Source organism: Streptomyces fructofermentans, assembly GCF_014651055.1.
GTDB classification, from domain to species: domain Bacteria; phylum Actinomycetota; class Actinomycetes; order Streptomycetales; family Streptomycetaceae; genus Streptomyces; species Streptomyces fructofermentans.
Window position 1 is genome coordinate 150082 of sequence record NZ_BMWD01000020.1, and the last position, 25409, is coordinate 175490.

Here is a 25409-nt window from a genome sequence, read left to right on the forward strand (position 1 = left end):
TGTGGATAACCCGCTCGATGTTGACGCCGGTGTGACTGACCTACCGGGATCCGGAAGCCTGTTCGCCCCCTGTCCTGCCTGGGAAAACCCAGGTCAGTGACAGGGGGCACAGTTGTTCACGCACAGCATGCACAAGATCCGCCACGGTCTGTGGACAACGTGCGCTTGTGTTCGTTTCCCGGCCCGGCTCAGGCTGCCCGCAGGGGGGTGCCGGGGACAGGCTCAGGGCCCAACCCAAGGGGTGCCGGGCGGGGGGGCGGGGCGGAGACGGCTCAGGTGAGCTGCGCGGTTCTCAGCAAGGTGGTGACCACCACCGCGAGCAGGACCAGCCCGCACACTCCGTACTGGATCAGCGCCCGGCGCTCGCGCGGCGCGTGGACCATCGCGTACCCGATCAGGAAGCCGCCGACGAGGCCGCCGATGTGGGCCTGCCAGGCGATGTTGCTCCAGCCGAAGGTGATGACCAGGTTGATCACCAGCAGGATGATCACCGGGCGCATGTCGTAGTTGAGCCGCCGCATCAGGACGGCCGTCGCGCCGAACAGGCCGAAGATCGCGCCGGAGGCGCCCAGCGAGGGCTGGTTCGGCTCCGCGATCAGATAGGTGAGCGCGCTGCCCGCGAGCCCGGACCCCAGGTACAGCGTGAGGTAGCGGGCACGGCCGAGCGCGGCCTCCAGAGGACCGCCGATCCACCACAGGCTGAACATGTTGAACGCCAGGTGGACATAGCCGCTGTGCAGGAACATCGCGGTGACCAGCCGGTACCACTGCCCCTCGGCGATGCCCTCGACCCCTCCGAGGCTCGGCACGTACGCACGGCCGAGCAGATGGAAGGCGTCGGTGAACCGGTCGCCCACGGTGAGCTGGACCAGGAAGACCGCCAGATTGAGCCCGATGAGGACCTTGGTGATGAGACGCGGGTCCGCCGAGACCGTGCCGCCGGCGAGGGTGCGCGGCTGGGAGGCGTTCGGCGCGTGCCCCGTCCCCGACCCGTTCCGCACGCACTCCGGACACTGGAAGCCGACCGAGGCGCTGATCATGCACTCGGGACAGATCGGCCGCTCGCAGCGGGTGCAGCGGATACCGGTCTCGCGGTCCGAGTGCCGGTAGCAGGTGGGCAGGCTCGCGGCACCCTGCGGTCCCTGCGGGCTGCCTGGCGCCTGGTCCATGGGGTCCCCTCATCCTCTGTACGCATGGGGAACGCAACGCGCCGCCCCGCTCATCCTTACGGATGGGCGGGGCGTTTGGTTCCCCCGGCGACCTCCGCCCGGCTCACTGCGGAAAGGCCCGCTCAGCGGGTCTCGACGACCACCGACTCGATGACCACGTCGACAACCGGACGCTTGGTCCGCGGGTTGGTCTCGGAGGAGGCGATGTCGTCCACGACCTTCTGGCTGGCCGGGTCCACGACCTCGCCGAAGATGGTGTGCTTGCGGGTCAGCCACGCCGTCGGGGAGACGGTGATGAAGAACTGCGATCCGTTGGTGGCCGGGCCGGCGTTGGCCATGGCCAGCAGATAGGGCTTGGTGAAGGCCAGGTCCGGGTGGTACTCGTCCTCGAACTGGTAGCCGGGGCCGCCGATGCCGGTGCCCAGGGGGTCACCGCCCTGGATCATGAATCCGCTCATCACCCGGTGGAAGACCGTGCCGTCGTAGAGCTTCTCCGTGGACTTCACGCCCGTCTCCGGATTGACCCACTCGCGCTCGCCCCGCGCGAGCTCGACGAAGTTCCGGACCGTCTTGGGCGCGTGGTTGGGCAGCAGCCGCAACTCGATGTCGCCGCGGTTGGTCTTCAGGGTGGCGTAGAGCTGCTCGGCCACGGTGTGCCTTCTTTCGTCCACTGTGAGGCCCCGATCCTCGCACGGTCCGCCTCGGCGACCGCCCGTCACCGCCGTTCGGAGCTTCTTCGGACGCTTCGTGCCGAACAAGGGCGCAGCCGTGCCGATCCATGGCATTGTCGTCGCAAGTTCCCGTTCCATCGCATTGATCATCTATCGCCCGAGCATGCCTGAAACCGGTACGTATGCCCCGGATGCCCTGCCTCGCATGCCCCGAATCGCTCCGGCAGGCATGATCCCGATAAGGGTGGAAAGGTGAACTGTGACTTTCTGGGGGATGCCCCTGAAGCCCACGTACGCCACCGAGGAGGAGGATCCCGTGACCCGCAAGGAAAGCGTGCGCGCAGCGGCCGAGTCGGCGAGGGACAGCGTGCGGCACGCCGCGGAAGTGGTGGCGCCCTACGCCGACACGACGATGGACCGAGCCACGCACTACGCACAGGAGGCGCGCGTCAAGATCGCGCCCAAGGTGTCGGCCGCCGCTCTGCAGGCCGCCGAACAAGCACGCACTCAGTACGACGCTCATCTCGCCCCGCGTCTTGAGCAGGCGCTCACCCATGTACCGCCGAAGGTCGACTCCGCCGCGCACGAGGCCGCCCTCCGTACCCGCAAGGCTGCCCGCCAGGCGGCGGACTACTCCCGGCCGAGGATCGAACAGGCCAGGGCCGCCGCCGGACCGGTCCGCGACGAGGCCGCCTCGCGCAGTGTGGCCGCGATCGCGGCGCTGCGCGGCCAGGTCACGGCCAAGGAGGTCGAGAAGCTGGCCCGCAAGCACCGCCGCCGGGCCAGGGCCGGCCGCCTCGCCAAGGGTCTGGCTGTTGTGGGCATCGTGGCCGGTGGCGCGTACGCCGTGTGGAAGTGGTGGGACAAGCAGGCCAATCCGGACTGGCTGGTGGAGCCGCCGGCCGCCACCGAGGTGCCGGAGAACGGTCGTCTGACCTCGGTCGACGGCAGTGGGCAGGACGCCCTCGACCCCGAGGTCCAGGCCAAGCAGGCCGAGGCGGAGGCCGCCGAACGCGACGAGCGTGCCTGACGCGCCCTCGGGCGGAACCGTCGGTGTGGGGCGGAGGACAGTTGTCCTCCGCCCCACACCGATGTTTCACGTGGAACGTCTCCGCGGGGGAGAGCGGTCGGGCCTGTCGTGGTGCGCCCGGTCGACGCGCCGGCGTTCCGGCAACGGCCTGCCCCGTCGGGAGCGGCGGGGCCCGTCCGGCAGATCGGCGGCCGCGTCCTCGGCGGGGCACGTGGCGGCGAGCGCGCGTACGCGGTCGGCGAAGTCGGGGTCGGGCAGGGGAAGGTCCAGGTCGTCGTCCACGAAGGCGACGGCGGCGGGCACGTAGTGCAGGACCGCCTCGACGGCCTCGGACACGGGTGAGCCGTCCGGCCTGAGTGCCCTCAGAATCCGCAGCACGGTGGGGATCGCGAGGCCAAAGGGCGCGGCGCCGCCGCCCGGGAAGCCGGCCTGCACGTGCTGGGCGTGCCACCAGTCGGCGGCACCGTGCTCGCCCAGGGCCCGGTGGTGCAGATGGAGGCAGTAGCCGGCGACCGGGTCCCCGGCTCCCCCCGCGTACTGCCACCAGAAGCGTGCGGACTCCTCGCTCCCGGCGATGTGGAGCATGCATCCGAGAACACGCGCCCCGGCCGGTTCGGGCAGGGCCCCGGCGAGGAAGAACCCCAGGTCGGCCAAGGCCCCGGCGTGTGTGACGACGGTCTCGCAGAGAGTCCGGAGATCCTCCGCGGCGGCGGACCCCTCGTACGGTGAGCCGCCGCGCTCCGCGCCCTCGGGGAGCAGGTCTTCGAGCGGCCGGTCCGCACCACCCGGCCTTGGTCCCCCCGATGCGGGGAGGCCTTCGCCCGCTCCCCCGCTGGCCGGGGCGCCGGGCCGCCACGGGGCTCCCCCGCGGGGCATGGGGCCGTCGAGGACCCCGGAGCCGGAGCAGGGGTCGGGGCGCAGGCGGTACGCACGGCACGGGAGATCGCCCGGGACCTCCCGCGGGAGCGCCGCCCGGGCCGCGAGACGGGCGGCCGCCCCCTCGATGTCGGCCTCGGTGTAGGGCCTGCGCCGCAGCCTGGCCCGGGCGAGGAGCTCGTCAATGGGCGAGGTCATCGGCACGGCCCTCCTCGCTCCCGCTCCTCGGGGCCCCGACCCGCCTGCGGACTCCGTACGCCTGCTCCAGCCTCCGCCGGGCGTGACGGACGGTGGACCGCACACCGGCCGGGGTGATCCCGAGCGCGGCCGCCACCTCCTCCACGGTGAAGCCCTGCCCGAACTGCAGGAGCATGACGTCCATCTGACGTGGGGGAAGCTGCCCGATCGCCTCGTAGAGGCTCAGGCTCTCCTCGAACTGGGCGATGGGGTCGACCGCCTGCCTCAGGGCCACCGTCTCGAAGGCGGCCTCGCCCATCAGCGCGGGCCGCCGGTCGCGTGCCCTGGAGAGGTCGATGGCGGCGTGCCTGAGCACCTGCCAGGCGTACGCGGTCGGATTCTCCTTGGTGAGCACGGCGGGCCAGGCCTTGAGCAGCTTCTCGAAGGCCGCGTCGACGGCCTCCTCCCCGTCGGCCCGGCTGCCGAGCCTGACCTCCGCCCAATGGACGTAGATCGGCCGGTACATCCGGTGGAAGGCCTCGAAGTCCAGCGGCAGCTGCCCCGTCGGTCCGGCATCCGTCGCGTGGCGGGGGAGGTCCTGGCTCATGTCCGGCGCTCCGTCCCGGACGCTGCCCCGCCGAACATCCTCGGGGCGGGTACCGCCGGAACCACATCGCCGGCGTCGTCCGGTTCCACGTGCGGTGCCGCCTCTCCCCGCGGAGGACGAGGCCTGGTCCCGTCCGGGGCGGCCTCGGGAGGACGCCCTCTTCACACCCTCCGTTCACGATGACGTTTGCAACGGACGAGGCGTGCAACCACCGCACACACTTTCTTAACGGAGCGCAGTGTTCTGGTTACGTATCTTCGTTCACAGCAGCTCACACAAGCCTTCACGTATCCCGCCCGGGACCCTCACGCGCCCGCGGCGACCTGCGGAGCGACCGTTTCGCACCGGCGGACGCCAACTCTTTGCGCAAACAATCGCAAACATCGCAACGCCCTCCTGTGACGCACGTCACCGGGCGTGTCCCGATTCGGCCCGGCACCCCGGAGGGCCGCGGACGCCGATCTTGATGCGGGCACGTCAGGGGACACTCCGGCCCAAGTCCCCCTCGCCGAAGATGCGTTGAAGCTCGCCCAGCGGCGTCGCGACGCCCGGATCGCACCCGGGAGCGGAGGGCCGCGACGTGCGCAGGGCGGGGCGCCCGACCTGCGCGCCCGAGGGGCCGCCGGCGGCGAGGGGAGGCCGTCCCGACCGCGCCGCACCCGCCCGCACCGCATACGAAAACCCCCTCTGACCTGCCATGAAGGCGATCGGAGGGGGTTCGCGACGTGGAGCCTAGGGGAGTCGAACCCCTGACATCTGCCATGCAAAGACAGCGCTCTACCAACTGAGCTAAGGCCCCGGAAGGGTGGCTGCGACCGTGAGGACGCCCTCATGGCCAGTGCCGCAGACCAGAGTACCGGGTCACCCCCGGTATCCCGCAAAAAGATGGGGGGTCCCGGCGCACGACCACGCTCCGTAAGATGCTCGACGTGGTTCGCTACAGCGAACCGCGGTACTTGGGGAAGCGATGGGGAGACGCGATGGACGCCGCACAGCAGGAAGCGACCGCGAGAGCACGGGAGCTGCAGCGGAACTGGTATGGGGAGCCGCTGGGGGCGCTCTTCCGCAGACTCATAGATGACCTGGGTCTCAACCAGGCGCGCCTCGCCGGGGTGCTCGGTCTGTCCGCGCCCATGCTGTCGCAGCTGATGAGCGGCCAACGGGCCAAGATCGGCAACCCCGCGGTGGTCCAGCGCGTCCAGCTGCTCCAGGATCTGGCGGGCCAGGTCGCCGACGGCAGCGTGAGCGCCGCCGAGGCCACCGAGCGCATGGACGAGATCAAGAAGTCGCAAGGGGGCTCGGTGCTCAGCAACACCACGCAGACGACGACCAGTTCGGGCGCGCCCACCGTGAAGCGCGTGGTCCGCGAGATCCAGTCGCTGCTGCGCTCGGTGGCCGCCGCGGGCGACATCATCGACGCTGCGGACACTCTCGCCCCGACCCACCCGGAACTGGCAGAGTTCCTCCGGGTGTACGGCGCGGGTCGCACGTCCGACGCGGTCGCCCACTACCAGTCCCACCAGAACTGAGCATGCCGCCCGGCAGCTGAACATCCCGGCGAAGGAGGCCCGTTGAGCCTCCGGTCCACCGGGGGCGCGGCGGCCGGGCACCTCGGAGAGGCAGCCGCACCGACCGCCGAAGGGGGAGCGACGTACGACCATGGGTGAGGTCTTCGCCGGCCGGTACGAACTGGTCGACCCGATCGGACGCGGGGGAGTCGGTGCCGTCTGGCGCGCCTGGGACCACCGGCGGCGCCGGTACGTGGCGGCCAAGGTGCTCCAGCAGCGCGACGCGCACTCGCTGCTGCGCTTCGTACGGGAGCAGGCACTGCGGATCGATCATCCCCACGTGCTCGCTCCGGCGAGCTGGGCCGCGGACGACGACAAGGTCCTCTTCACGATGGACCTCGTCGGCGGCGGCTCCCTCGTACACCTGGTCGGGGACTACGGCCCTCTGCCGCCCGCCTTCGTCTGCACGCTCCTCGACCAGCTCCTGGCGGGGCTCGCGGCGGTGCACGCGGAGGGCGTCGTGCACCGGGACATCAAGCCGGCCAACATCCTTCTGGAGGCGACCGGCACGGCCCGGCCACGGCTTCGGCTGTCCGACTTCGGCATCTCCATGCGGCTCGGCGAACCACGGCTGACGGAGACCAACTACGTGGTGGGCACGCCCGGTTACTTCGCGCCCGAGCAACTGCTCGGCACCGAGCCGGACTTCCCCGCCGACTTCTTCGCCGTGGGCCTGGTCGCCCTGTACCTCCTGGAGGGCGCCAAGCCCGACGCGAAGGCACTCGTCGAGCACTTCGAGGCGCACGGCACGCCGGGTGCGCCGAAGGGGGTCCCCGAGCCCCTGTGGCAGGTCGTCGCCACGCTGGTTCAGCCGGACCCGCAGGCCCGGTTCCGTACCGCCACCGGCGCCCGGAAGGCGCTCGCCTCGGCCGTGGAGCTGCTCCCCGAGCCCGGACCGGACGACGAGCTGATCGAGATATTCGACCAACTCGGCCCGCTCCCCACGGGTTTCGGTCCGGAGGGGCCCGACGCGGCACCCCCCACGTCCGCCTCGGGCCGCGCACGGGCGCAGGCGGAGGCGCAGGCGCAGGCCCGAATACATGGAGCCGGGGCGCCGCAGTCGCCGACACCTCCGCCGTCGGCGGACGGCAACGCCCTTGCGAGCCCTGAGAGCCCTGAGAGCCACGCGGGCCACGCGGGCCTGGAAGGCGACGGGTGGCAGCGGGCCCATACGGACGCGGCCCGGCCCCGGACCCGTACAGGGGCCACGCCTCCGGACCCCAGGGCCGCCGTCCCGCCGGACGCCCCCACGGGAGCAGCCGCGGCACGGCACTCCACGGGACCGGACGCTCCTGGACCCGCTCCCCGGTACGGCCGCACCGACGGCACGCCGCCTCGGTCCGTCCCCGGCGAGGGCGCCGGGGACCCTTCCGGTCACGGCACCGGTTCCGCCCCGGGCCGTCCCGCAGCCGGCCGGACGCCTCCTCCCCCCGCCTCGGCCCCCGGTTCCTCCCCGCACTCCGCCATCTCGGACACCGGCATGTCGGACACCGGCAGCTTCCACCTCCCGCCGCCGCCCGGGGACGCCACCACCACCCCGAGGCACGACCGGCACCCGGCCGACCAACAGGTCCAGCAGGTCCAGCAGGCCCAGGCCTCCCCGCAGCCCCACCCGCGGCCGCACGCCCAGCCTCAACCGGAGCAGCCGCCCACTCCCCCCACCTCGCGCCTGCCGGCACCTCCCGCCCACTTCGCGTCGCCGTCCTCCCCGCCCCCGCACGCGCCCTCCCTCCCGGGCCCGTACCCGCCGGCCCGTGCCCCCGCGCTCCCCCCACGGCCCCGGGAGCGGACCTCGCCGAACCCGGACGAATCGTCCTCCACTGCTTCATACACCGCTCAGGACGTCCGGGTTCCCTCCCGGGGGCAGCCGGCCGCACGGCACCGCGCCGGCCGGGCACGGCGCCGCCCCGGCCCGCCCGCGAAGGTCGCGGTGCCGGTCCTGGTGCTCGCGCTGGTCTGCCTCGCGGTCGGGTTCTGGGCGCTGACGCGGATCTGAGGCGTGCCGTCGACCGCCCCGCGCCGAGTGGGCTACCAGGCCCGCGGGGGGCCGTGGCCCCCCGGATCCGTGCCGTCGACCGCCTGCCCGGGCGCACCGCTCTGCCGTCCGGCCGTCGCGGCCCCCGGCGCGTAGGGCACCGACGCCACGGGAGCCGCGGCCGCCCGCCGCCGCGCCGCGAACGTCCACACCCCCAGCCCGAGAAGGAGCGCGCAGCCCGTCCCTATCCCGCCCGCGGCCAGGGCCTTCATCGCGGTGCTCCCGCCCGCCCCGCCGCCGTCCCCGGTCGCCGCCGCTCCGTCGGCCGCCTCGGCCCTGTCCCCCGCGGTCACGGCGAAGACCTCGCGAGGGGCGGCGGAACCCGCGTACTCCGGCGCGGCTGCGGCAGTGCCGTCCACCCGCACCCGCAGGGTCAGCTCGAAGGGACCGTCACCGAACTTGCCGCTCGTCCCGGCGCCGAGGTGCACGGCCAGGTAGTACCAGCCCGCGAAGCGCATGCCGCCGACCTGGTCGTCGACCGCGTACCGGTTCTCGTAGGCGACCGCGGGCAGCGGTTCCAGCACCGCCGTCCTCCTGCTCCCGTCGTACGGGGTGTCCACGTCGTCCACCAGGGCGCGCGCCGGGTTGTGCAGTGACATGACGAGCGCGGTGCCCAGGTAGCCGTCGCCGTCCGCGGGACCCAGTTCGGCGGTGGCGTGCAGCCGCTGCCCCCAGTCCACGGGGACGCGGTAGTAGAGCGTCTGCCCGGCCCCTATGCCGTCCTTCCAGACGCCCCGCTCCAGTGAGCGCGCCTCGTTGAAGCTCGTGCCGCCCCTGCGGGTACGGGCCGTGCCCTCCACAGCCTCAGGGGTGGCGGAGTCCCACGACCGGGGAGCGCCGGTCGGGGCGGCCCTCCGCAGGGCCGGTTCCGACACGTACTGGAGTTCCAGGTCCCAGTCGCCGGGCGACGACCGGGCGCCGCTGATGCGCTCGACGAGTACGGAGTACGTCCCCGCGCGCTTGCAGGTGTAGGTGCCAGGACCGGTCCCGCGCGAGGCCCAGGCGGTGAGCGGGCGCGGGCTCTCGGTGGGCCCGAAACGGGCCGAACCGGCGTCCCCGGAGAAGCACTTGTTGCCCTGCGCGTCCCGCAGGGACACCTTGATCCCGTCGGAGTACACGACCTTCGCGCCCGCCCGGGGCACTGCGGTGGCCGACACGTACGCGGTCGACGCGCCGTCGAGCCGCAGACCGTAGTGGATCTTCGCGTTCTCGCCGATGGAGCTGCGGTAGGTCCTGCCGGGCGCCAGCGGTACGGCGTCGGCGGCGTCGGCCGCGCCCTCGATCCGCTCCGCGCCCGCGGCGAAGCCGTACGGAGCGGGGGCGTCCGCCGCCACGGCCCGCCCCGGCAGCACCGCGGCCAGCAGCAGGGCGGCTCCCGCCGTCACCGTACGAGCGCCCCGTCCTCCCGTGCGCCGCCCCATCACGCGCCCCCCTCGTCGTCGTGCCCGGGCCGTGCCCACCGGGCTTCCGCGAACCGCCGCCGTCACGCACCGGACCGCCGGATACCGAGCCGCGGACCGCCGCTGGTCCGGCTCACGCCGGTCCCGCAGGACCGGCTCCCTGCCCGGACGGTCCGAACCCTCCGGACCACGCGGACCCTCCGGACCGTACGGACCGTCCGGACCCGTGCAAGCCGGTCCCGTACGGACCGATCCCGTACGGACCGATCCCATCGGTTCCGTCCAGGTCCCGGGAGAGCCCTGTCGCCCACGGCCGGACCGGCGGCCCACCAGCGGTCCCGCCATCCGTCCGTCGCCCTGCCCGTCGTCCCGCCCGGCGCACGCCCTCACTGTCCGGCGTCGACCGACCACGCGAGCGTGCGACCATCCTGCCCCGCCGGCCGCCGCGCCATCACGTGTTCGAGGACGCAAGCGCTTCCTGTGACGTCCTCTACTTCGCCTCCGCCCGGCGGCGGGCGACCGGCGGCGGGCGGCGGGCGGCCGGGCAGGAGTCCGTACCGGATGCGGCACGGGGTCCGCACCTCGTCCGGCAGGTCCCACGGGGCCGATCGGGGCCTACGGGGCCGCCCGGGCCCCGGCAGGGCGCGGAACAAGGGCCCGCCTCAGGCGCGGTGCACCCCGTACCACTCCCGTACGGCTTCCGCACGGCGGTCCGGGTCTCCGGGGCCCGGACAACACAAAACCCCGACCGCGAGGCGGCCGGGGTCTGTACTCGGACTGTCGTCGACGCTCACGAACCCGTGGGCACCGAGTCGGTCGCCTCCGTCCACAGATCCTGCTCGGCGCGATCCGCCTGGATCTGGCGGTACACGAGGAGCCCGCCGATGGCGGCCAGTGCGACCAGGAGAAGCTTCTTCACCGCGCGACCTCGTCTTTCCTTGGCGTAGGGGACTTCTGGCGCCCGACTATACACACCGGCCGATACCGATCAGTGACCTGCGTCGGGACCCCAACTGACCTCCGGAAAGGCGCAGTAGGACCGGAGCGATCCACTCCGATCGGAGGGTGATCACATCCTCACGGATGGTTGCTTCGCCCCTCTTTCGCCCCTTTCCCGCCACCCGCAGGCCCCTTTCCCGGGCCCTGCACCCATCTGAGTGGTGTTCATCAGAAGATCGCCGCGCCACGGGCGTCGGTCCCTGACGCCGCAGCCGACATACACATCATGAGGAAAGTACGCAAATCAACCCAACTGAAAGACCCGACCGAAAGAGAGGGACCATGACCCGCAATCCGGTCATGAACCTGTGGACCGCGATCGTCACCGCCTTCCTCGCGCTGTGCACGTCGCTCGGACTCATCACGACGACCGCCGCCGCGGCGGTACCCGGCGCGGACTCCGGAACGGAGGCGGAGGGAACCCGCGGCAACGCCGTCCCGCAGGACGCGACGGCCAAGGAGGAGCCCGACTGGGGACGGCCCCACAAGCGCTCGCTGCCGCCCACGATGAAGCAGCGCATCCACGCCGAGGCGCACGGCTCCTCACCGTCCTGCCGGCACCGCCGCCCCACGGACACCACGGCCACGGACGGCGCCGCCGCACTGGAGAGCGTCCCGGCCCCCGCCCGCGGCGCGAGCCCCGTCGCCACCGCGCAGACCGTGCCCCCGGCAGCCGTCGACGCGAACGACGCCCTGTCCGCGGCCGTCCTCGGCGCGACAGCCTCCGCGGCGGCGCTCGTAGGCGCGACGGACCCCGGTACCGCCCCGAGGACCTCCATCCCGAAGACCGCCGTCGGGGCCCCCGCCGACCCCTCCGGCACCACCCGCGCGGCCACGGGCGTCCTGCACGACGGCATCACCGCGGCCCGGCCGGCCACGGCGTCCGGCGGTGGTCTCCCCGCTCACCGGGCAGCCGTTCCGTGCGCCTCCACGGCAGCGTCGACGTCCGCCGGCCCCACCGCCCACGGCACGGCCACCCCGCCCCTCGGCGCCGTCGTCCTCCCCGCCCAGACCTCGGCTCCGGCTCCGGTCAGGGCCTCGGCCCCGGCCCGTGTCCCGGCCCCGGCGCCGGCCCTCGCCGCCACCGGCACAGCGGCGCTGTGACGACCCCCGGCCTCCGGTGCCGCCACCGGCGCACGCACGCGATCACGGCACACCGGCCCCCCGCACGAGCACTCCGTCCCGGACCGATCGCACCCGACCCGGCCCGCGTCCGGCACCCCGGCGATCCGGACTTCGACGGCCGGCGGTTCGACGGCCGGCGGTTCGACGGTCAGCAGTTCGAAGACCTGTCGTCCGGCGCCCCCCGACGGCCACGGGAGACGGATCCGGACTCGGGTCAGACGGACTCGCAGGCGGTGACGGCCACCAGGGACGCCAGTTCACCCGGCAGCTCCACCCGCGTACCGCAGAAGCAGACGAAGCGGTCGTCGGACGCGGCCGGCGCACCGAGGTCGATCGTCAGGATCGCCTCGACCTCGCGAAGGAACTCTCCGACGGCCGCGCCGCGAGCCACGAGAATGCTCACTTCGTCGGGGTCCCAGATGGCGATCTTCGGAAGATCGTCAGCCACAGAAATCACGATGCACACAGGAATCTCCCCAGGGACGCATGAGGGCATGCAGAAATCCCGCTCCGGGAGGCCAGCGGCATACCGATCGTACCCGTGTGTATTCGCTGCGTGAGGGTTGTTGGGATATTCCGTTGAGAATTGCCAGTCCGAAAACCGCCCCTCCGCCCGATGGGCCAGAGGGACGAATCACCCCGATCCGCCGGTGAACCGGCGGGACCGTCAAGTGGCGCGACTGAGCTGGAGCATCGCTTCGGCGTTCTTGACCAGAGCGCGCTGCCGCGATTCGGGCAACTGCCGGTACAGCCTGAGCAACTGGGCCTCGCGTTCGTCCCCACTGGGTCCGGGCACCGGCCGGCCGACGGAGGCGAAGAACTCCCGCGGCGTGGTGCGGACCCCCCAGCGGCGGAACACCTCGACCATCGCACGCAGCCGTTCCGGATCGATGCGGGAAGTGCCGCGCGTCCGGTTCATCCAGGCGTTGAGGGTCGGATAGGAGATGCCCGCTTCCGCGGCCAGATCCTTCTGGGTCCTGCCCCCCGACTCACCGAGGAGGCGCTCGAGCAGCACAGGCAGATCCTCGCCCTCGACGGCGAAGGCCTCGCCGGACTCCGGTTCGCCCGCCTCGGGCTCACCGCTCGGCTGAAGGTTCCTGGTCACACGATCAAGCATCGGCCATGGACATCTACATGCGCAAGTAGATCGCAGATCGATAGGTCGAATTTCCGCAAACAGGAAGCATCCCGTCACATTCCAGTGCTACTACGCGCCCCCGATTCACGCCTTCAGCGCCGTTGACACCGCGGCTTGACTAATCTACATCTACATGCATACTGTAGATAACATCGATCACTCGCCCCCCCTGGAACCCCACAGCGCCCGCAGGACGGAACGTCCGCACGGGCCGCCGGGTGGACCGATCGCAGCACATCAGCAGTACGCCGGTCACCCGGTCACCGTTCCGCAGAATCCGGCAGCCACGCGCCGCCCCCTCCGCACCTTCCCGCACCCCACTCCGCCTCAAGAATCTACATCTACATGAATATTGAGTATCGCAGCCGGGAGGACACCCCGGCAGGGCAGCCCGGTCACCCGGAAGCCCACGACGAAACCCGCACGCCCACGCACAGAAGGAGCACCCCGCCCGTGTCCGCAGAGATCAGACGAGAGACCAGCCCGCCCCGGCAGACGGCCGAGTACGACCTGGTCGACCGCGCCCGGGCCGGCGACCGCGAGGCGTTCGCGGCCCTCTACGTCGATCACCAGCGCTTCGTGTACCGGTACCTCCTCTTCCGCACGCGGAACCGGCACCTGGCCGAGGACCTCACCCAGGAGGTCTTCGTACGGGCGCTGCGCCACATCGACAGCTTCACCTGGCAGGGCTCGGCCTTCACCGCGTGGCTGCTCACCATCGCCAGGAACCTGCACCTGGACGAGGTGAAGACCAAACGCTCCCGGGTGGAGACGCTCGTCTCCGAGCTGCGGGACAGCGACGCGCACGACCGCAGCGCCGAGTTCGCCGCCCTGCGGGCACTGGAGGCGGTCGAGACCCACGAGGCCGTGTGGAACGCGCTGCACACGCTGAACGCCCATCAGCGGCAGTGCATGGAGCTGCGGTTCATCGGCGAGATGTCGCCCGAGGAGACCGCCTGCGCCATGGGGCGCACCGTCGGCGCGGTCAAGGCCCTCACCTTCCGGGCGATGCAGAAGCTGCGCACGGCGTCGGAGAGAGAGGCCGCGGCATGAACAGGAACCTGCCCCACGCCGAACGCGTCATCCGTACGGCGCTCTCCGTGAGCACCTCGAACCAGGCCAGGGCGGTCGCCCACGCGCTGGACGTGGCACGCCTCCTGGTCGACCCGGAGCGGACGTTCGGGTTCGTCCTGCACCGCACCCCGAGCGGCGGCTGGGCCCGTGTGCCCGGACAACTGACGGAACTGGAGCAGCAGGCCTTCGCCTGGGACCACTCGTGCGAGCGGGCCAGGCTGGTCGCCGCCACGATCGAGCAGAACATCGGCAGGCACCCCGACTTCCACAGCATCCGGGCCGACGGGGACTGCGTACGCATCGAACTCCACGTCACCGACCAGGAGCAGTGGAGGCGGTGGCGCGCGCACTTCGGCATCAGGCGCGACGCCGAGGCGCCCCTGCCCCACGCGGTGATCGGGGAGAGCCGCCACGCCGGCGTGCGGGTCTCGGTCCTGGCGCACGAGCGGCGGTCGGCCCCCGTGCCTCCGGCCGCCGCTCCGGGGCCCGCCGCTCCGGCGGCCACCGCGCCCGCCGCTGCCGCGAGTACGGCTCACGCCCCGGTCCGGACTCCCGCCGCCGCGTCCGGCGTCCGTGCCGGGACGGGCGCGAGGGCCGGGACGGGCGCCGTGGCCGGCTTCGACTCCCGGGTGTACGAGTACGACGGGGTCACGTACGACCTGACGCTGCCGCAGCGGGACGTACAGGGAGACGTCTGGTACTTCCACGGCCGCCGGACGCCGGGGGGCATGCCCCTGCTCTCGCTGGACGGGCGCTCCGAGCGGTGCTCGCTCGCCAATGTGACCTCCCTGCTCGGGCCGTTGACGGCGCTGGAGCCACCGGCGCCGTGGTCGGCCGACAGGGCGGGGACGGCCCGGCCGGAGGCCGCCACGGCAGCCCCGGCGCGGCCAGCCGCTCCCTCGGCTCCCTCGGCCCTCTCGGCTCCCTCGGCGACGTGGCCCCCGGCCGCTCCGGCCGCCGCACCGCCGGTCCCGGCCCTTCCGGCCGTTCCCGCTGTTCCGGCCGCCGCTGCCGCCACCCTCCCGTCGCTGCCCGCGGCGCGCAGGTCGCGGGCCATCCGGCTGACCGCCGCGCGGCTGACCGTCGTTCCGACGCCGACCGCGCTGCCGACCGCTCCTACGGGCGTTCCGGCGACGGCTCCGACGGGCGTTCCGACCACGACTCCGGCCACGACTCCGGCGACGGTTCCGACGACGGAGTCCGTCCCCCCGGCCGCCGAACAGCTGCCCGCTGTGGCGCCCGCAGAGGTGGCCGCAGAGGTGGCCGCGCCCGCCTCCGGACCGGCCGCCGCGTCCGCTGCGGCTCCGCCGGCCGACGGTCCGGTCACGGCCCCCGCCGGCCCCCCGGCCGCCAAGGCCCTCGCGGTCGTCCGCCTCGGGCCCACCGCCCTGCCGGAAGCCACGCGTCCGTCCCGGCGACCGGTACCGGCACCGGCACCGGCACCGGCCGAGCCGCATACCCCCGTCGCACCCGCCGCGCCCGTCCCGCCGGCCGAGCCGGCCGCGGCCGGAAGGCCCGCCGCGCCCAGGGAGTTGACCGCACGCGCCCTGCCCGCCGCCCTTCCCGCCGCGGCCGCCCTGGCGTCCGCGCCGACCGGGCCGCACGTCCCGAACGCCCGGCGCGTACGGCTCGTACGGACCGGCCCGGCCACCTGGGAGGCCGCCGAACGGGCGGCGGCGCGGAGCGACACATGACCGGTGGCCGGAACGGACGGGACAGGCGAAGTCGGCGATGACGATGGGGACAGCGACAGGAATGAACACGTCGACCACCGGGGGCGGGACCCTCGGCCGGAACCGCGACCAGTCGTGGCGGAGCGTGGACCGCAGGGCCGACGGCCGCAGCCGGGCCTGGGAGCTGTACGCGCTGTGCCGCAACGAGGACCCGGAACTGTGGTTCTCCAACCGGACCAGGGCCGTCGCCAGAGCGCTGTGCCACGCGTGCGAGGTGCTCGAGGAGTGCCGGGCGGCCGTGATGCGCCGGGAGGAGGGCCTGCCGGAGTGCGACCGGGGGGGAATCGTCGCGGGACTGACGGGCCCCCAGCGCCACGCGCTGGAGAAACGGCGCAGACGGGCGCCGGTGCTGCCGCCCGAACCCAGGTCGCAGACCGGGCCCTCCCGGCTCCCCGGCGAACCGGCTCCCTGCGGAACGCGGGCCGCGTACCAGCGGCACGTACGCAGGGGTGAGCCCGTGGACGACGCCTGCCGGGTCGCCAACGCCCGCAGCGTGAGCCACTACAGGCGGACGGGCACCACGCTCCTCCGCGCGACCGGATAGGCCGCCCACGGCCCCACCGGAGCCCTCATGAAGCCCGTCGCAGGACGCCCGCCTGCGGACCAGGTCCGCCGCCCACCGGCCCGGCGCCCGCCCGTCCCACCGCCCCGACCCACCTCACCCCGGAGCACTCCATGGCCCCCTCCGCCGCCTCCCCGGACTCGCCCCCGCCACTGCCTCCCCTGCCCCCGACGGCCCGCGTACCCCCGCGCCCGGCCCTGGCACCGACCGTGGCACCCCCGGCGCCGGCCACCGCACCGCCTCCGGTCCAGTCCGCCGAGCCGCCCGTCGCGCCACCCCCCGTGACGGCCCTCGCGGCCGTGGCCGAGCCCCGGCGCCGGCGCTTCCGCCGACGCGGTTCCCACGCGTCGGCGGGCCGGTCGGGCCGCTCCCGCGGGCTCCTCGGCACGTTCCTGCCGACGGCCCCCGGCTTCCCGCTCTCCAGGTCTCCGAGGACCGTCGGGACCGCCACGGCCCCCGCGGCCCCCGCAGCCGAGGCGGCCGCCGTGCCCGACGCGGACGCACCCGAGGACCCGCCCACGCCAACCGGCGGCCCCGACGCCACGGACCGGCTGGTCCACCGACTGCAGCGCCTGGGCGACGAACTGCACACGTCCAGGACGGAGGCCGCGCGCTGGCAGCGGCACGCCGACGCGTACGCCCGGGACCGCGAGCACATGGCGCGGGAGCGGGCCCACCTCCTCGCCTGGCTGGCCGCCCTGCACCCGTCGTCGGCCGTCGTGTCGCAGGCACCGGCCCCCGACGGCACGGCGGGCGGCTGGCACGTCCTGACCCTCGTCGCGGGCGGCAGGCCGCTGTCGTGGACGCTGGCTCCCCGTGAGGTCCCGCTCTTCCAGCACGTGCGCTGGGCCAGGGACCCCGACACGCGCGCGTGGCGGGACCTCGAGGAGATCGAGGCTCAGTACGCCCACATCCACCGCCACACGCGGATGCTGGCGCTGGAGGACGACATGGCCCGCGTCGTCGAGGAACTCCGGCGCGAGGACTGACCGGGTTCGGACCCCGGCCCCCGAACTCCGGCCGACACGCTCGGGAGGCACGTCGACCGGACTGTGAGCGCCCCCCTGCACATCGACAGCAGGGGGGCGCTGCGCGTTCCCCGAAGGCCGTCCGGCCGCACCCGGGCGCCGAACCACCGGCCGCTTCGCCGAAGGCCGGGGAGGGCCCCTGGAGTGCCTCCCCGTAGGTCACGGAAGGGCCCTGGAGGGCCAAGTCACGGGCTGCGCCCCACGGTCGGGCGGAACAAGGCTCCGGTGCCCCGCGCGGGCTGCCCGGAGCGGCCCTGTGAGCCGCGGCTTTCTGCAAGCAGGCACATCCCGGCCTCCTCCGCGAAGGCGGGCGATGACGAGGGCAGCAACGGCCCCGGCCGCCCACCGCGAACGGCCTTTGACGGCCGCCGATCCGGGCCGCGAACGCCGAAGACCCCCGGCCCAACTGGACCGGGGGTCTTCGAACTGGTGGGGCTAACAGGATTTGAACCTGTGGCCTCATCCTTATCAGGGATGCGCTCTAACCAACTGAGCTATAGCCCCGCCGCGCTCTGCGGTGTATGTCCCGCGCGCTGACCTCTGAAGATTAGCGCACGACGGCGTCAGTCCCAAAATCGGTATCCGCGCCCCGGTCCCGCCTGCCCGAACAGCACGGGAGCGCCTCCCCGGAGGGGGAGGCGCTCCCGTGCCCGAGCGGTGAAGACAACGTTTTACTCGTCCTCGGCGAGCGTCAGCTCGACGCCGCCGACGAAGCCGGCGGAGAGGTTGTAGATGAACGCCCCGAGCGTGGCGAGCGCGGTGGCGAGGACGACGTCGATGACCGCGATGATCGACGTGAAGACGAGCACGCGCGGCAGCGACAGGAACGACTGCAGGTCGAAGCCGTTGGACTCGTTCGAGCCCGTGGCCTCGGAGATCGTGCCGCCCACCGTGGAGAAGACGCCCATGGCGTCCATGACCATCCACAGCACCGCGGCGGCGACGATCGTGCAGATGCCGAGCGCGATCGAGAGCAGGAAGCTGACCTTCATCACCGACCAGGGGTCGGCCTTGGCGACCCGCAGGCGTGCCTTGCGCGTGCGGGGCGTCGTACGCGCCCCCGTGCGCGGCCTGCGGACCGCCCCCGAGGGGGGCTGCTGCGCCGGGTACGCCTGCGGCGGGTGGTACGGCTGCGCGGGCTGCTGCTGCCGCTCACCGGGCAGCGGCGAGCCCGGTGCCGGCGGCGCCGCGGCGCCGGGAGGGCCCGCCGGGCCCTGGGGCACCGCCGAGCCTGGGGCCGCACCGGCCGCGTACTGCGGCGTGTGCGCGCCTCGGGTGTCCGTCACAGTTCCCCCCTGGGATCCATGAGAGTCATTCGCCTCCGTGGCGGGGCCACGGCCGCCATCCTTGTCCGTACCGGTCGAGCCGGCGCCCGTGGCTCCGCTCACGATGACTACTCCTCGCTACTCGTCCGAGGACTGCTGGCCCTCGTCCGTGCCGGCGACCGTCTCGACCTCGTCCGAGTCGTCGATGTCGGCGCCGTCCGCGCCCTCGACTTCCTCGGCCTCTCGACCGGCCTCGGCGTTACGTGCGATACCGACGACGGCATCGCGCTTGCCCAGGTTGATCAGTTGGACGCCCATGGTGTCACGGCCCGTCTCCCTGACCTCGTTGACTCGCGTACGAATCACACCACCGGACAGTGTGATGGCGAGGATCTCATCGGTCTCCTCGACCACCAGCGCGCCGACGAGCGAGCCGCGGTCCTCGACGATCTTGGCGGCCTTGATACCCAGGCCACCGCGACCCTGGACGCGGTACTCGTCGACGGCGGTCCGCTTCGCGTACCCACCGTCTGTGGCAGTGAACACGAACGTACCGGGTCGAACAACATTCATCGAGAGCAGCTGGTCCCCCTCGCGGAAGCTCATGCCCTTCACACCCGAGGTGGCACGGCCCATGGGCCGCAGCGCGTCGTCCGTCGCAGTGAACCTGATCGATTGGGCCTTCCTGCTGATCAGAAGCAGATCATCCTCTGCCGAGACCAGTTCGGCACCGATCAGTTCGTCGTCGGATCCGTCCTCCGTCTCACGGAGATTGATCGCGATGACACCGCCGGAACGCGGCGAATCGTAATCCTTCAGCGGCGTCTTCTTCACCAGGCCGCCCTTGGTGGCGAGCACCAGGTAGGGCACCGCGTCGTAGTCGCGGATCGCGAGGATCTCGGCGATCGCCTCGTCGGGCTGGAAGGCCAGCAGGTTCGCGACGTGCTGACCGCGCGCGTCACGTCCGGCGTCCGGGAGCTCGTACGCCTTCGCGCGGTAGACCCGGCCCTTGTTCGTGAAGAACAGCAGCCAGTGGTGGGTCGTCGACACGAAGAAGTGGTCGACGATGTCGTCTTCCTTGAGCTTCGTGCCCCGGACGCCCTTGCCGCCGCGCTTCTGCGAGCGGTAGTCCTCGGTCTTGGTCCGCTTGATGTAGCCGCCACGCGTGATGGTGACGACGATGTCCTCCTCGGCGATCAGGTCCTCCATGGACATGTCGCCGTCGAAGGGCACCAGCTTGGAGCGCCGGTCGTCGCCGAACTTCTCGACGATCGCGGCGAGTTCCTCGCTGATGATGGCGCGCTGGCGCTCGGGTGAGGCGAGGATCGCGTTGTACTCGCGGATCTTCGCCTGCAGCTCGTCGTGCTCGGCGACGATCTTCTGCCGCTCCAGCGCGGCCAGCCGGCGCAGCTGCATCTCGAGGATGGCGTTGGCCTGGATCTCGTCGATCTCCAGGAGGCCCATCAGGCCCTCCCGAGCGATCTCCACGGTGTCGCTGCGCCGGATCAGCGCGATGACCTCGTCGATGGCGTCCAGGGCCTTCAGGAGGCCGCGCAGGATGTGCGCGCGCTCCTCGGCCTTGCGCAGCCGGAAGCGCGTACGGCGGACGATGACCTCGACCTGGTGCGCCACCCAGTGGCGGATGAACGCGTCCAGCGACAGGGTGCGCGGCACACCGTCCACCAGCGCCAGCATGTTGGCGCCGAAGTTCGTCTGGAGGTCGGTGTGCTTGTAGAGGTTGTTCAGCACGACCTTGGCGACCGCGTCCCGCTTCAGGACGATCACCAGGCGCTGCCCCGTACGAGACGAGGTCTCGTCGCGGACGTCCGCGATGCCGCCGATCTTGCCGTCCTTCACCAGGTCGGCGATCTTCTGGGCCAGGTTGTCGGGGTTGACCTGGTAGGGGAGTTCGGTGACCACCAGGCACTGGCGGTTCTGGATCTCCTCGACCTCGACGACCGCGCGCATCGTGATGGACCCGCGGCCCGTGCGGTACGCCTCCTCGATGCCCTTGCGGCCCACGACCAGGGCGCCGCTCGGGAAGTCGGGGCCCTTGATGCGCTCGATCAGCGCGTCCAGGAGCTCCTCGTGGGAGGCCTCGGGGTTCTCCAGGTACCACTGGGCGCCGGCCGCGACCTCGCGCAGGTTGTGCGGCGGGATGTTGGTCGCCATACCGACCGCGATGCCGGCCGAACCGTTGATCAGGAGGTTCGGGAAGCGGGCGGGCAGGACGGTCGGCTCCTGGGAGCGGCCGTCGTAGTTGTCCGTGAAGTCGACGGTCTCCTCGTCGATGTCGCGGACCATCTCCATGGACAGCGGCATCAACTTGCACTCGGTGTACCGCATGGCGGCGGCCGGGTCGTTGCCCGGTGAACCGAAGTTGCCGTTGGAGTCCACCAGCGGCATCCGCATCGACCACGGCTGCGCGAGGCGGACCAGCGCGTCGTAGATCGAGGAGTCGCCGTGCGGGTGGTAGTTGCCCATGACGTCGCCGACGACGCGGGCGCACTTGTAGAAGCCCTTCTCGGGCCGGTAGCCGCCGTCGTACATGGCGTACAGGACGCGCCGGTGGACGGGCTTGAGGCCGTCCCGCACGTCGGGCAGCGCGCGCGACACGATGACGGACATCGCGTAGTCGAGGTAGGAGCGCTGCATCTCGGTCTCGAGCCCGACGGGCTCGACGCGCAGAGTGATCTCGCCGCCTTCTTCGGGCGACACGGGAGTGTTCTCGTCGGCCATTGCTGGTGAAGATCCTTCCTGGTGCGGTCAGCTGAGACCGACTCAGATGTCGAGGAAACGGACGTCCTTGGCGTTGCGCTGGATGAACGCGCGGCGTGCCTCGACGTCCTCGCCCATCAGGACCGAGAACAGGTCGTCGGCCTGGGCGGCGTCGTCGAGCGTGACCTGTCCGAGGACGCGGTGCTCCTGGTCCATCGTGGTGATGCGCAGTTCCTCGGCGTTCATCTCACCGAGACCCTTGAAGCGCTGGATCGAGTCCTCGCGGACCCGCTTGCCCGCCTGGCGGCCCAGCTCGGTCAGCGCGTCGCGCTCGCGGTCCGAGTACGCGTACTCGAAGTCGTCGCGGCCCCACTTGATCTTGTACAGCGGGGGACGGGACAGGAACACGTGCCCGGCCTCGACCAGCGGGCGCATGAAGCGGAACAGGAAGGTCAGCAGCAGGGTGTTGATGTGCTGGCCGTCGACGTCGGCGTCCGCCATCAGGATGATCTTGTGATAGCGGAGCTTCGCGATGTCGAAGTCCTCGTGGACCCCGGTGCCGAACGCCGAGATCAGCGCCTGGATCTCCTGGTTCTGCAGGATCTTGTCGATCCGCGCCTTCTCGACGTTGAGGATCTTGCCCCGGATCGGAAGGATCGCCTGGTACTGCGGGTTCCGGCCGGACTTGGCCGAACCGCCGGCGGAGTCTCCCTCGACGATGAAGATCTCGCACTTGGTCGGGTCGTTCGACTGGCAGTCGCTGAGCTTGCCGGGCAGCGACGCCGTCTCCAGGAGCCCCTTGCGGCGCGTCAGGTCGCGGGCCTTGCGGGCCGCCACGCGCGCGGTGGCCGCCTGGATGGACTTGCGGATGATGTCCGCGGCCTCGTTCGGATTGCGGTCCAGCCAGTCCGTGAGGTGCTCGTGCACGACCTTCTGCACGAAGGTCTTCGCCTCGGTGTTGCCCAGCTTGGTCTTCGTCTGCCCCTCGAACTGGGGCTCGCCGAGCTTGACCGAGATGATCGCCGTCAGACCCTCGCGGATGTCGTCGCCCGTGAGATTGTCGTCCTTCTCGCGCAGCAGCTTCTTGTCGCGCGCGTACCGGTTGATGAGACCGGTCAGCGCCGCGCGGAAGCCCTCCTCGTGCGTGCCGCCCTCGTGCGTGTGGATCGTGTTGGCGAAGGAGTACACGCCCTCGCTGTAGCCCCCGTTCCACTGCATCGCGACTTCGAGGGAGAGCATGCGCTCCTTGTCCTCGGCCTCGATGTCGATCACCGTCGGGTGGACGACGTCGCCCTTGCGGGAGTTGAGGTACGTCACGAAGTCGACGATGCCGCCCTCGTAGTGGTACGTGACGGTCTTGACCTCTTCGGTCTCGTCCGCACCGGCCTCGTCGGCACCCGCCGTGGCCTTCGCCGAGTCGCGCTCATCAGTGAGTTTGATGGTCAAACCCTTGTTGAGGAACGCCATCTCCTGGAAGCGCCGCGACAGCGTCTCGAAGGAGTAGTCGGTGGTCTCGAAGATGTCCGGGTCGGCCCAGAAGGTGACCGACGTGCCGGTCTCGTCCGTGGCCTCGTGCTGCGCGAGCGGAGCGGTCGGGACACCCAGCTTGTAGTCCTGCGTCCAGCGGTGCCCGTCGGTCCTGACCTCCACGGCCACCTTGGTGGACAGCGCGTTGACCACGGATACGCCCACGCCGTGCAGACCGCCGGAGACCGCGTAGCCGCCGCCGCCGAACTTGCCGCCGGCGTGCAGCACGGTGAGCACGACCTCGACGGCGGGCTTGCCCTCGGAGGGCACGATGCCCACCGGGATGCCTCGGCCGTTGTCGACGACGCGGACCCCGCCGTCGGGGAGGATCGTGACCTCGATCGTGTCGGCGTGCCCGGCCAGCGCCTCGTCGACGGAGTTGTCCACCACCTCGTACACGAGGTGGTGGAGGCCGCGCTCACCGGTCGAGCCGATGTACATGCCAGGTCGCTTGCGGACCGCGTCCAGACCCTCGAGGACGGTGATGGCGCTGGCGTCGTACGAGGCGGTGACCTCGCCGTTCGAGGATTTGGCCTCGCTCTCGACGCCGGCGTCGGTGGACGGGATGTTCTCGTTGGGGTTGCCGGAATCGGCCACGAAGCGCCCTTTCTGGCACAGCACAAGCCATGCTCCCGGCGGGTGGCCGGAGCGGCTGCGGCGTGTTGCGTTGGTAAGCCTTGGTCAGCGGTGCACACCATTTTCCCGACGGTCCCCACTGACGGGGCGGGATTAGCTTCCAGTCTACCGGTAGCGCCGACAGTGATGGGGGTTTGCCGGTACCTGAGTCCTCATGTGCCGCCCTGAACCGGTCTCCACCGACTCCCCATATGTGGACCCGGCCCCAAAGAGGCGCAGAGCGGCACTCAGCGCTTCGGGGTGTCAACCCCGCGCTACGAGCGGCGCACCGCCCGCTCCGGCTCACCCGTAGGTGTCGCCGGGGCCCGTGCTGCCGGGGGCCCGCAAGGGGCCGAAGCGGCGGACGGGGCCGCCGGGACCGAGGACCTTGATGAGCCGCACGGTGCCGTGCCCGAGGTCCTCGTTGAGGCGTGCCACCAGCTGCGGAGCCAGCAGCCGCAGGTTGGTCGCCCAGGCCGTCGAGTCGCAGCGCACGATCAGCACGCGCTCCTCCTCGTCGTACTTCTCGGGCTCGCAGTGCTTGGCCAGGTCGTCGCCGACGATCTGCGGCCAGCGGCCCATCACCCCGCCGACGGCGGCGGGCGCCTCCCAGCCGCGCTCGTTGATGAGGCGGTTGATGGCGGAGCCGAGCGCCATCGGGTCCCGCCCGTCGGCGTGCGCGCCGGAGCGCAGACCGCCGCGCCGGGCCTGCTTCTTCTGCCGCGCCGCGTCACCACGCGCGCGTGCCTGCTCCTTCGCGGCCCGCAGGGCCACACGCGCGAGGTCGACGCCGGACGGCTCGGGGGCCTTCCGGGCCTTGTCCGGCTCCGGTGCGTCCTCGCTCATACGCGCTCCACCACGCCTTCCGACACGGCGTACCGGGTCCCCGCGAGGACGCCCGGCACGTCGTCGTCCACCGCGGCCGTCACCAGCACCTGCTCGCCCGGGGCGACCAGCTCGGCGAGGCGCTCACGGCGGCGGGTGTCCAGCTCGGCGAACACGTCGTCGAGGACGAGCACCGGCTCGTTGCCCTCGGCCCGCAGGAGGTCGTACGACGCGAGGCGCAGCGACAGCGCGTACGACCAGGACTCGCCGTGTGACGCATATCCCTTCGCGGGGAGCTGCCCGAGCTTCAGCAGCAGCTCGTCGCGGTGCGGTCCGACGAGCGTGACGCCCCGCTCGATCTCCTGCTTGCGGGCCCCCTCCAGGGCGGCGATCAGCTGCTCGTACAGCTCCTCGCGCACGTGCCCCACGACGTCGGGCGACGAGGGCCGGTACTCCAGGGCCAGGGGGCCGCCGCCGGGCGCGAGCTGCTCGTACGCCTTGTCGGCCAGTGGCTGGAGCGCCGCGACCAGGTCGAGCCGCTGGGCGAGCAGTTCGGCGCCCACCCGCGCGAGGTGCTGGTCCCACACGTCGAGCGTGGAGAGGTCCATCGTGCGGCCGCCGTGGCGGCGGGCGAGCGCGGCCGACTTCAGGAGGGTGTTGCGCTGCTTCAGCACCCGGTCGTAGTCCGAGCGCACGCCGGCCATGCGCGGGGAGCGCGCGGTGATCAGCTCGTCGAGGAAGCGCCGGCGCTCGCCGGGGTCGCCCTTGACCAGCGCGAGGTCCTCGGGCGCGAACAGCACGGTCCGTACGATGCCGAGCACGTCACGGGGTTTGACCTGCGAGGACCTGTTGATGCGGGCGCGGTTCGCCCTGCCGGGGTTCAGCTCCAGCTCGACGAGCTGCTGCCGCTCCCCCTGCCGGACGTTGGCCCGGACGATCGCGCGCTCGGCGCCCATCCGCACGAGGGGGGCGTCGGACGAGACCCGGTGGCTGCCGAGGGTGGCGAGATAGCCGACCGCCTCGACGAGGTTGGTCTTGCCCTGCCCGTTGGGCCCCACGAACGCGGTGACGCCCGGGTCGAGGGGCACCTCGACCCGGGCGTACGAGCGGAAGTCGGCCAGCGACAGATGCGTGACGTGCATGGTCGTTCGCCGACCTCCCCGGGAGCTGTGGATCCGCGGAGCGGACCTGTGGACTACTTCTTCTCGACTGCGTGGCCGCCGAACTGGTTGCGCAGGGCGGCGATCATCTTCATCTGCGGGGAGTC

Annotated in this window: 20 protein-coding genes, 2 tRNA genes and 1 pseudogene; 8 read left to right on the forward strand and 15 right to left on the reverse strand. The window is 72.0% G+C overall.

Annotation, left to right across the window (positions count from 1 at the left end):
• Nucleotides 1-272 precede the first annotated feature (272 nt).
• Nucleotides 273-1169: a rhomboid family intramembrane serine protease gene (locus tag IE265_RS25605; protein WP_190038033.1), complete on the reverse strand. Its 897-nt coding sequence runs from the start codon at nucleotides 1167-1169 to the stop codon at nucleotides 273-275.
• 122 nt (nucleotides 1170-1291) lie between these two features.
• On the reverse strand, nucleotides 1292-1819 hold the full coding sequence (locus IE265_RS25610; protein ID WP_190038034.1) for a peptidylprolyl isomerase: 528 nt from the start codon (nucleotides 1817-1819) through the stop codon (nucleotides 1292-1294).
• Between the two features lie 337 nt (nucleotides 1820-2156).
• Here IE265_RS25610 and IE265_RS25615 point away from each other — a divergent pair, with 337 nt between their 5' ends.
• A complete protein-coding gene (locus IE265_RS25615; protein ID WP_190038064.1) occupies nucleotides 2157-2870 on the forward strand; it encodes a DUF5324 family protein in 714 nt (237 codons plus the stop codon).
• 66 nt (nucleotides 2871-2936) lie between these two features.
• Here the strand turns inward: IE265_RS25615 and IE265_RS25620 are convergent, their stop codons facing one another.
• From IE265_RS25620 to IE265_RS25630, 3 genes are all read right to left on the reverse strand, one after another.
• Nucleotides 2937-3944, reverse strand: a complete 1008-nt coding sequence (locus tag IE265_RS25620) for a hypothetical protein (RefSeq protein ID WP_190038035.1) — start codon at nucleotides 3942-3944, stop codon at nucleotides 2937-2939.
• Nucleotides 3928-4530 (reverse strand): sigma-70 family RNA polymerase sigma factor, encoded by a 603-nt coding sequence (locus tag IE265_RS25625; protein ID WP_190038036.1) that lies wholly within the window; start codon nucleotides 4528-4530, stop codon nucleotides 3928-3930. The genes IE265_RS25620 and IE265_RS25625 overlap by 17 nt, the downstream gene beginning before the upstream one ends.
• 726 nt (nucleotides 4531-5256) lie before the next feature.
• A tRNA-Ala gene (locus IE265_RS25630) sits at nucleotides 5257-5329 on the reverse strand.
• Nucleotides 5330-5510: 181 nt separating this feature from the next.
• Between IE265_RS25630 and IE265_RS25635 the strand changes: the two genes are divergently transcribed.
• Entirely contained in the window at nucleotides 5511-6059 is a 549-nt protein-coding gene (locus tag IE265_RS25635; RefSeq protein ID WP_190038065.1) for a helix-turn-helix domain-containing protein, read from the forward strand.
• A 130-nt stretch (nucleotides 6060-6189) separates the two neighbouring features.
• Complete coding sequence (locus tag IE265_RS25640; protein ID WP_190038037.1) at nucleotides 6190-8094, forward strand: serine/threonine-protein kinase; 1905 nt, start codon at nucleotides 6190-6192, stop codon at nucleotides 8092-8094.
• A gap of 32 nt (nucleotides 8095-8126) precedes the next feature.
• Here the strand turns inward: IE265_RS25640 and IE265_RS25645 are convergent, their stop codons facing one another.
• Both IE265_RS25645 and IE265_RS25650 read right to left on the reverse strand, forming a co-directional pair.
• Nucleotides 8127-9518, reverse strand: coding sequence for a hypothetical protein (locus tag IE265_RS25645; RefSeq protein ID WP_190038038.1), 1392 nt, complete (start codon nucleotides 9516-9518; stop codon nucleotides 8127-8129).
• Nucleotides 9519-10323: 805 nt separating this feature from the next.
• Nucleotides 10324-10452, reverse strand: coding sequence for a DLW-39 family protein (locus IE265_RS25650; protein ID WP_003999697.1), 129 nt, complete (start codon nucleotides 10450-10452; stop codon nucleotides 10324-10326).
• A 362-nt stretch (nucleotides 10453-10814) separates the two neighbouring features.
• On the opposite strand from IE265_RS25650, the pseudogene IE265_RS39360 reads away from it, so the two are divergent.
• Nucleotides 10815-11118: pseudogene (locus IE265_RS39360) on the forward strand (DUF6344 domain-containing protein); the annotation flags it as partial.
• Nucleotides 11119-11871: 753 nt separating this feature from the next.
• Here IE265_RS39360 and IE265_RS25660 read toward each other — a convergent pair.
• Both IE265_RS25660 and IE265_RS25665 read right to left on the reverse strand, forming a co-directional pair.
• Nucleotides 11872-12105 (reverse strand): hypothetical protein, encoded by a 234-nt coding sequence (locus tag IE265_RS25660; protein WP_229916509.1) that lies wholly within the window; start codon nucleotides 12103-12105, stop codon nucleotides 11872-11874.
• 219 nt (nucleotides 12106-12324) lie between these two features.
• Complete coding sequence (locus IE265_RS25665) at nucleotides 12325-12762, reverse strand: helix-turn-helix domain-containing protein (protein WP_229916511.1); 438 nt, start codon at nucleotides 12760-12762, stop codon at nucleotides 12325-12327.
• A gap of 486 nt (nucleotides 12763-13248) precedes the next feature.
• On the opposite strand from IE265_RS25665, the gene IE265_RS25670 reads away from it, so the two are divergent.
• From IE265_RS25670 to IE265_RS25685, 4 genes are all read left to right on the forward strand, one after another.
• Nucleotides 13249-13848, forward strand: coding sequence for an RNA polymerase sigma factor (locus tag IE265_RS25670; protein WP_229916513.1), 600 nt, complete (start codon nucleotides 13249-13251; stop codon nucleotides 13846-13848).
• Complete coding sequence (locus IE265_RS25675) at nucleotides 13845-15563, forward strand: BN159_2729 family protein (RefSeq protein ID WP_190038043.1); 1719 nt, start codon at nucleotides 13845-13847, stop codon at nucleotides 15561-15563. Before IE265_RS25670 ends, IE265_RS25675 begins: the two co-directional genes overlap by 4 nt.
• Before the next feature lie 61 nt (nucleotides 15564-15624).
• Nucleotides 15625-16146, forward strand: a complete 522-nt coding sequence (locus tag IE265_RS25680) for a WhiB family transcriptional regulator (RefSeq protein WP_190038044.1) — start codon at nucleotides 15625-15627, stop codon at nucleotides 16144-16146.
• A 317-nt stretch (nucleotides 16147-16463) separates the two neighbouring features.
• Nucleotides 16464-17153, forward strand: a complete 690-nt coding sequence (locus IE265_RS25685) for a hypothetical protein (protein ID WP_190038045.1) — start codon at nucleotides 16464-16466, stop codon at nucleotides 17151-17153.
• Nucleotides 17154-17619: 466 nt separating this feature from the next.
• Here IE265_RS25685 and IE265_RS25690 read toward each other — a convergent pair.
• The 6 genes from IE265_RS25690 to recF all read right to left on the reverse strand — a co-directional run bounded on the left by IE265_RS25690 (nucleotide 17620) and on the right by recF (nucleotide 25284).
• Nucleotides 17620-17696, reverse strand: a tRNA-Ile gene (locus IE265_RS25690).
• A 167-nt stretch (nucleotides 17697-17863) separates the two neighbouring features.
• Entirely contained in the window at nucleotides 17864-18580 is a 717-nt protein-coding gene (locus IE265_RS25695; protein ID WP_190038046.1) for a DUF3566 domain-containing protein, read from the reverse strand.
• Nucleotides 18581-18595: 15 nt separating this feature from the next.
• Nucleotides 18596-21196 carry a DNA gyrase subunit A gene (gene gyrA, locus IE265_RS25700; protein WP_190038047.1) on the reverse strand — a complete coding sequence of 867 codons (2601 nt, stop codon included), beginning with the start codon at nucleotides 21194-21196 and terminating at the stop codon, nucleotides 18596-18598.
• 42 nt (nucleotides 21197-21238) lie between these two features.
• Nucleotides 21239-23323 (reverse strand): DNA topoisomerase (ATP-hydrolyzing) subunit B, encoded by a 2085-nt coding sequence (gyrB, locus tag IE265_RS25705; RefSeq protein WP_308434817.1) that lies wholly within the window; start codon nucleotides 23321-23323, stop codon nucleotides 21239-21241.
• 297 nt (nucleotides 23324-23620) lie between these two features.
• Nucleotides 23621-24163, reverse strand: a complete 543-nt coding sequence (locus tag IE265_RS25710; RefSeq protein WP_190038048.1) for a DciA family protein — start codon at nucleotides 24161-24163, stop codon at nucleotides 23621-23623.
• Complete coding sequence (gene recF / locus IE265_RS25715) at nucleotides 24160-25284, reverse strand: DNA replication/repair protein RecF (RefSeq protein WP_190038049.1); 1125 nt, start codon at nucleotides 25282-25284, stop codon at nucleotides 24160-24162. The genes IE265_RS25710 and recF overlap by 4 nt, the downstream gene beginning before the upstream one ends.
• Nucleotides 25285-25409: the final 125 nt, after the last annotated feature.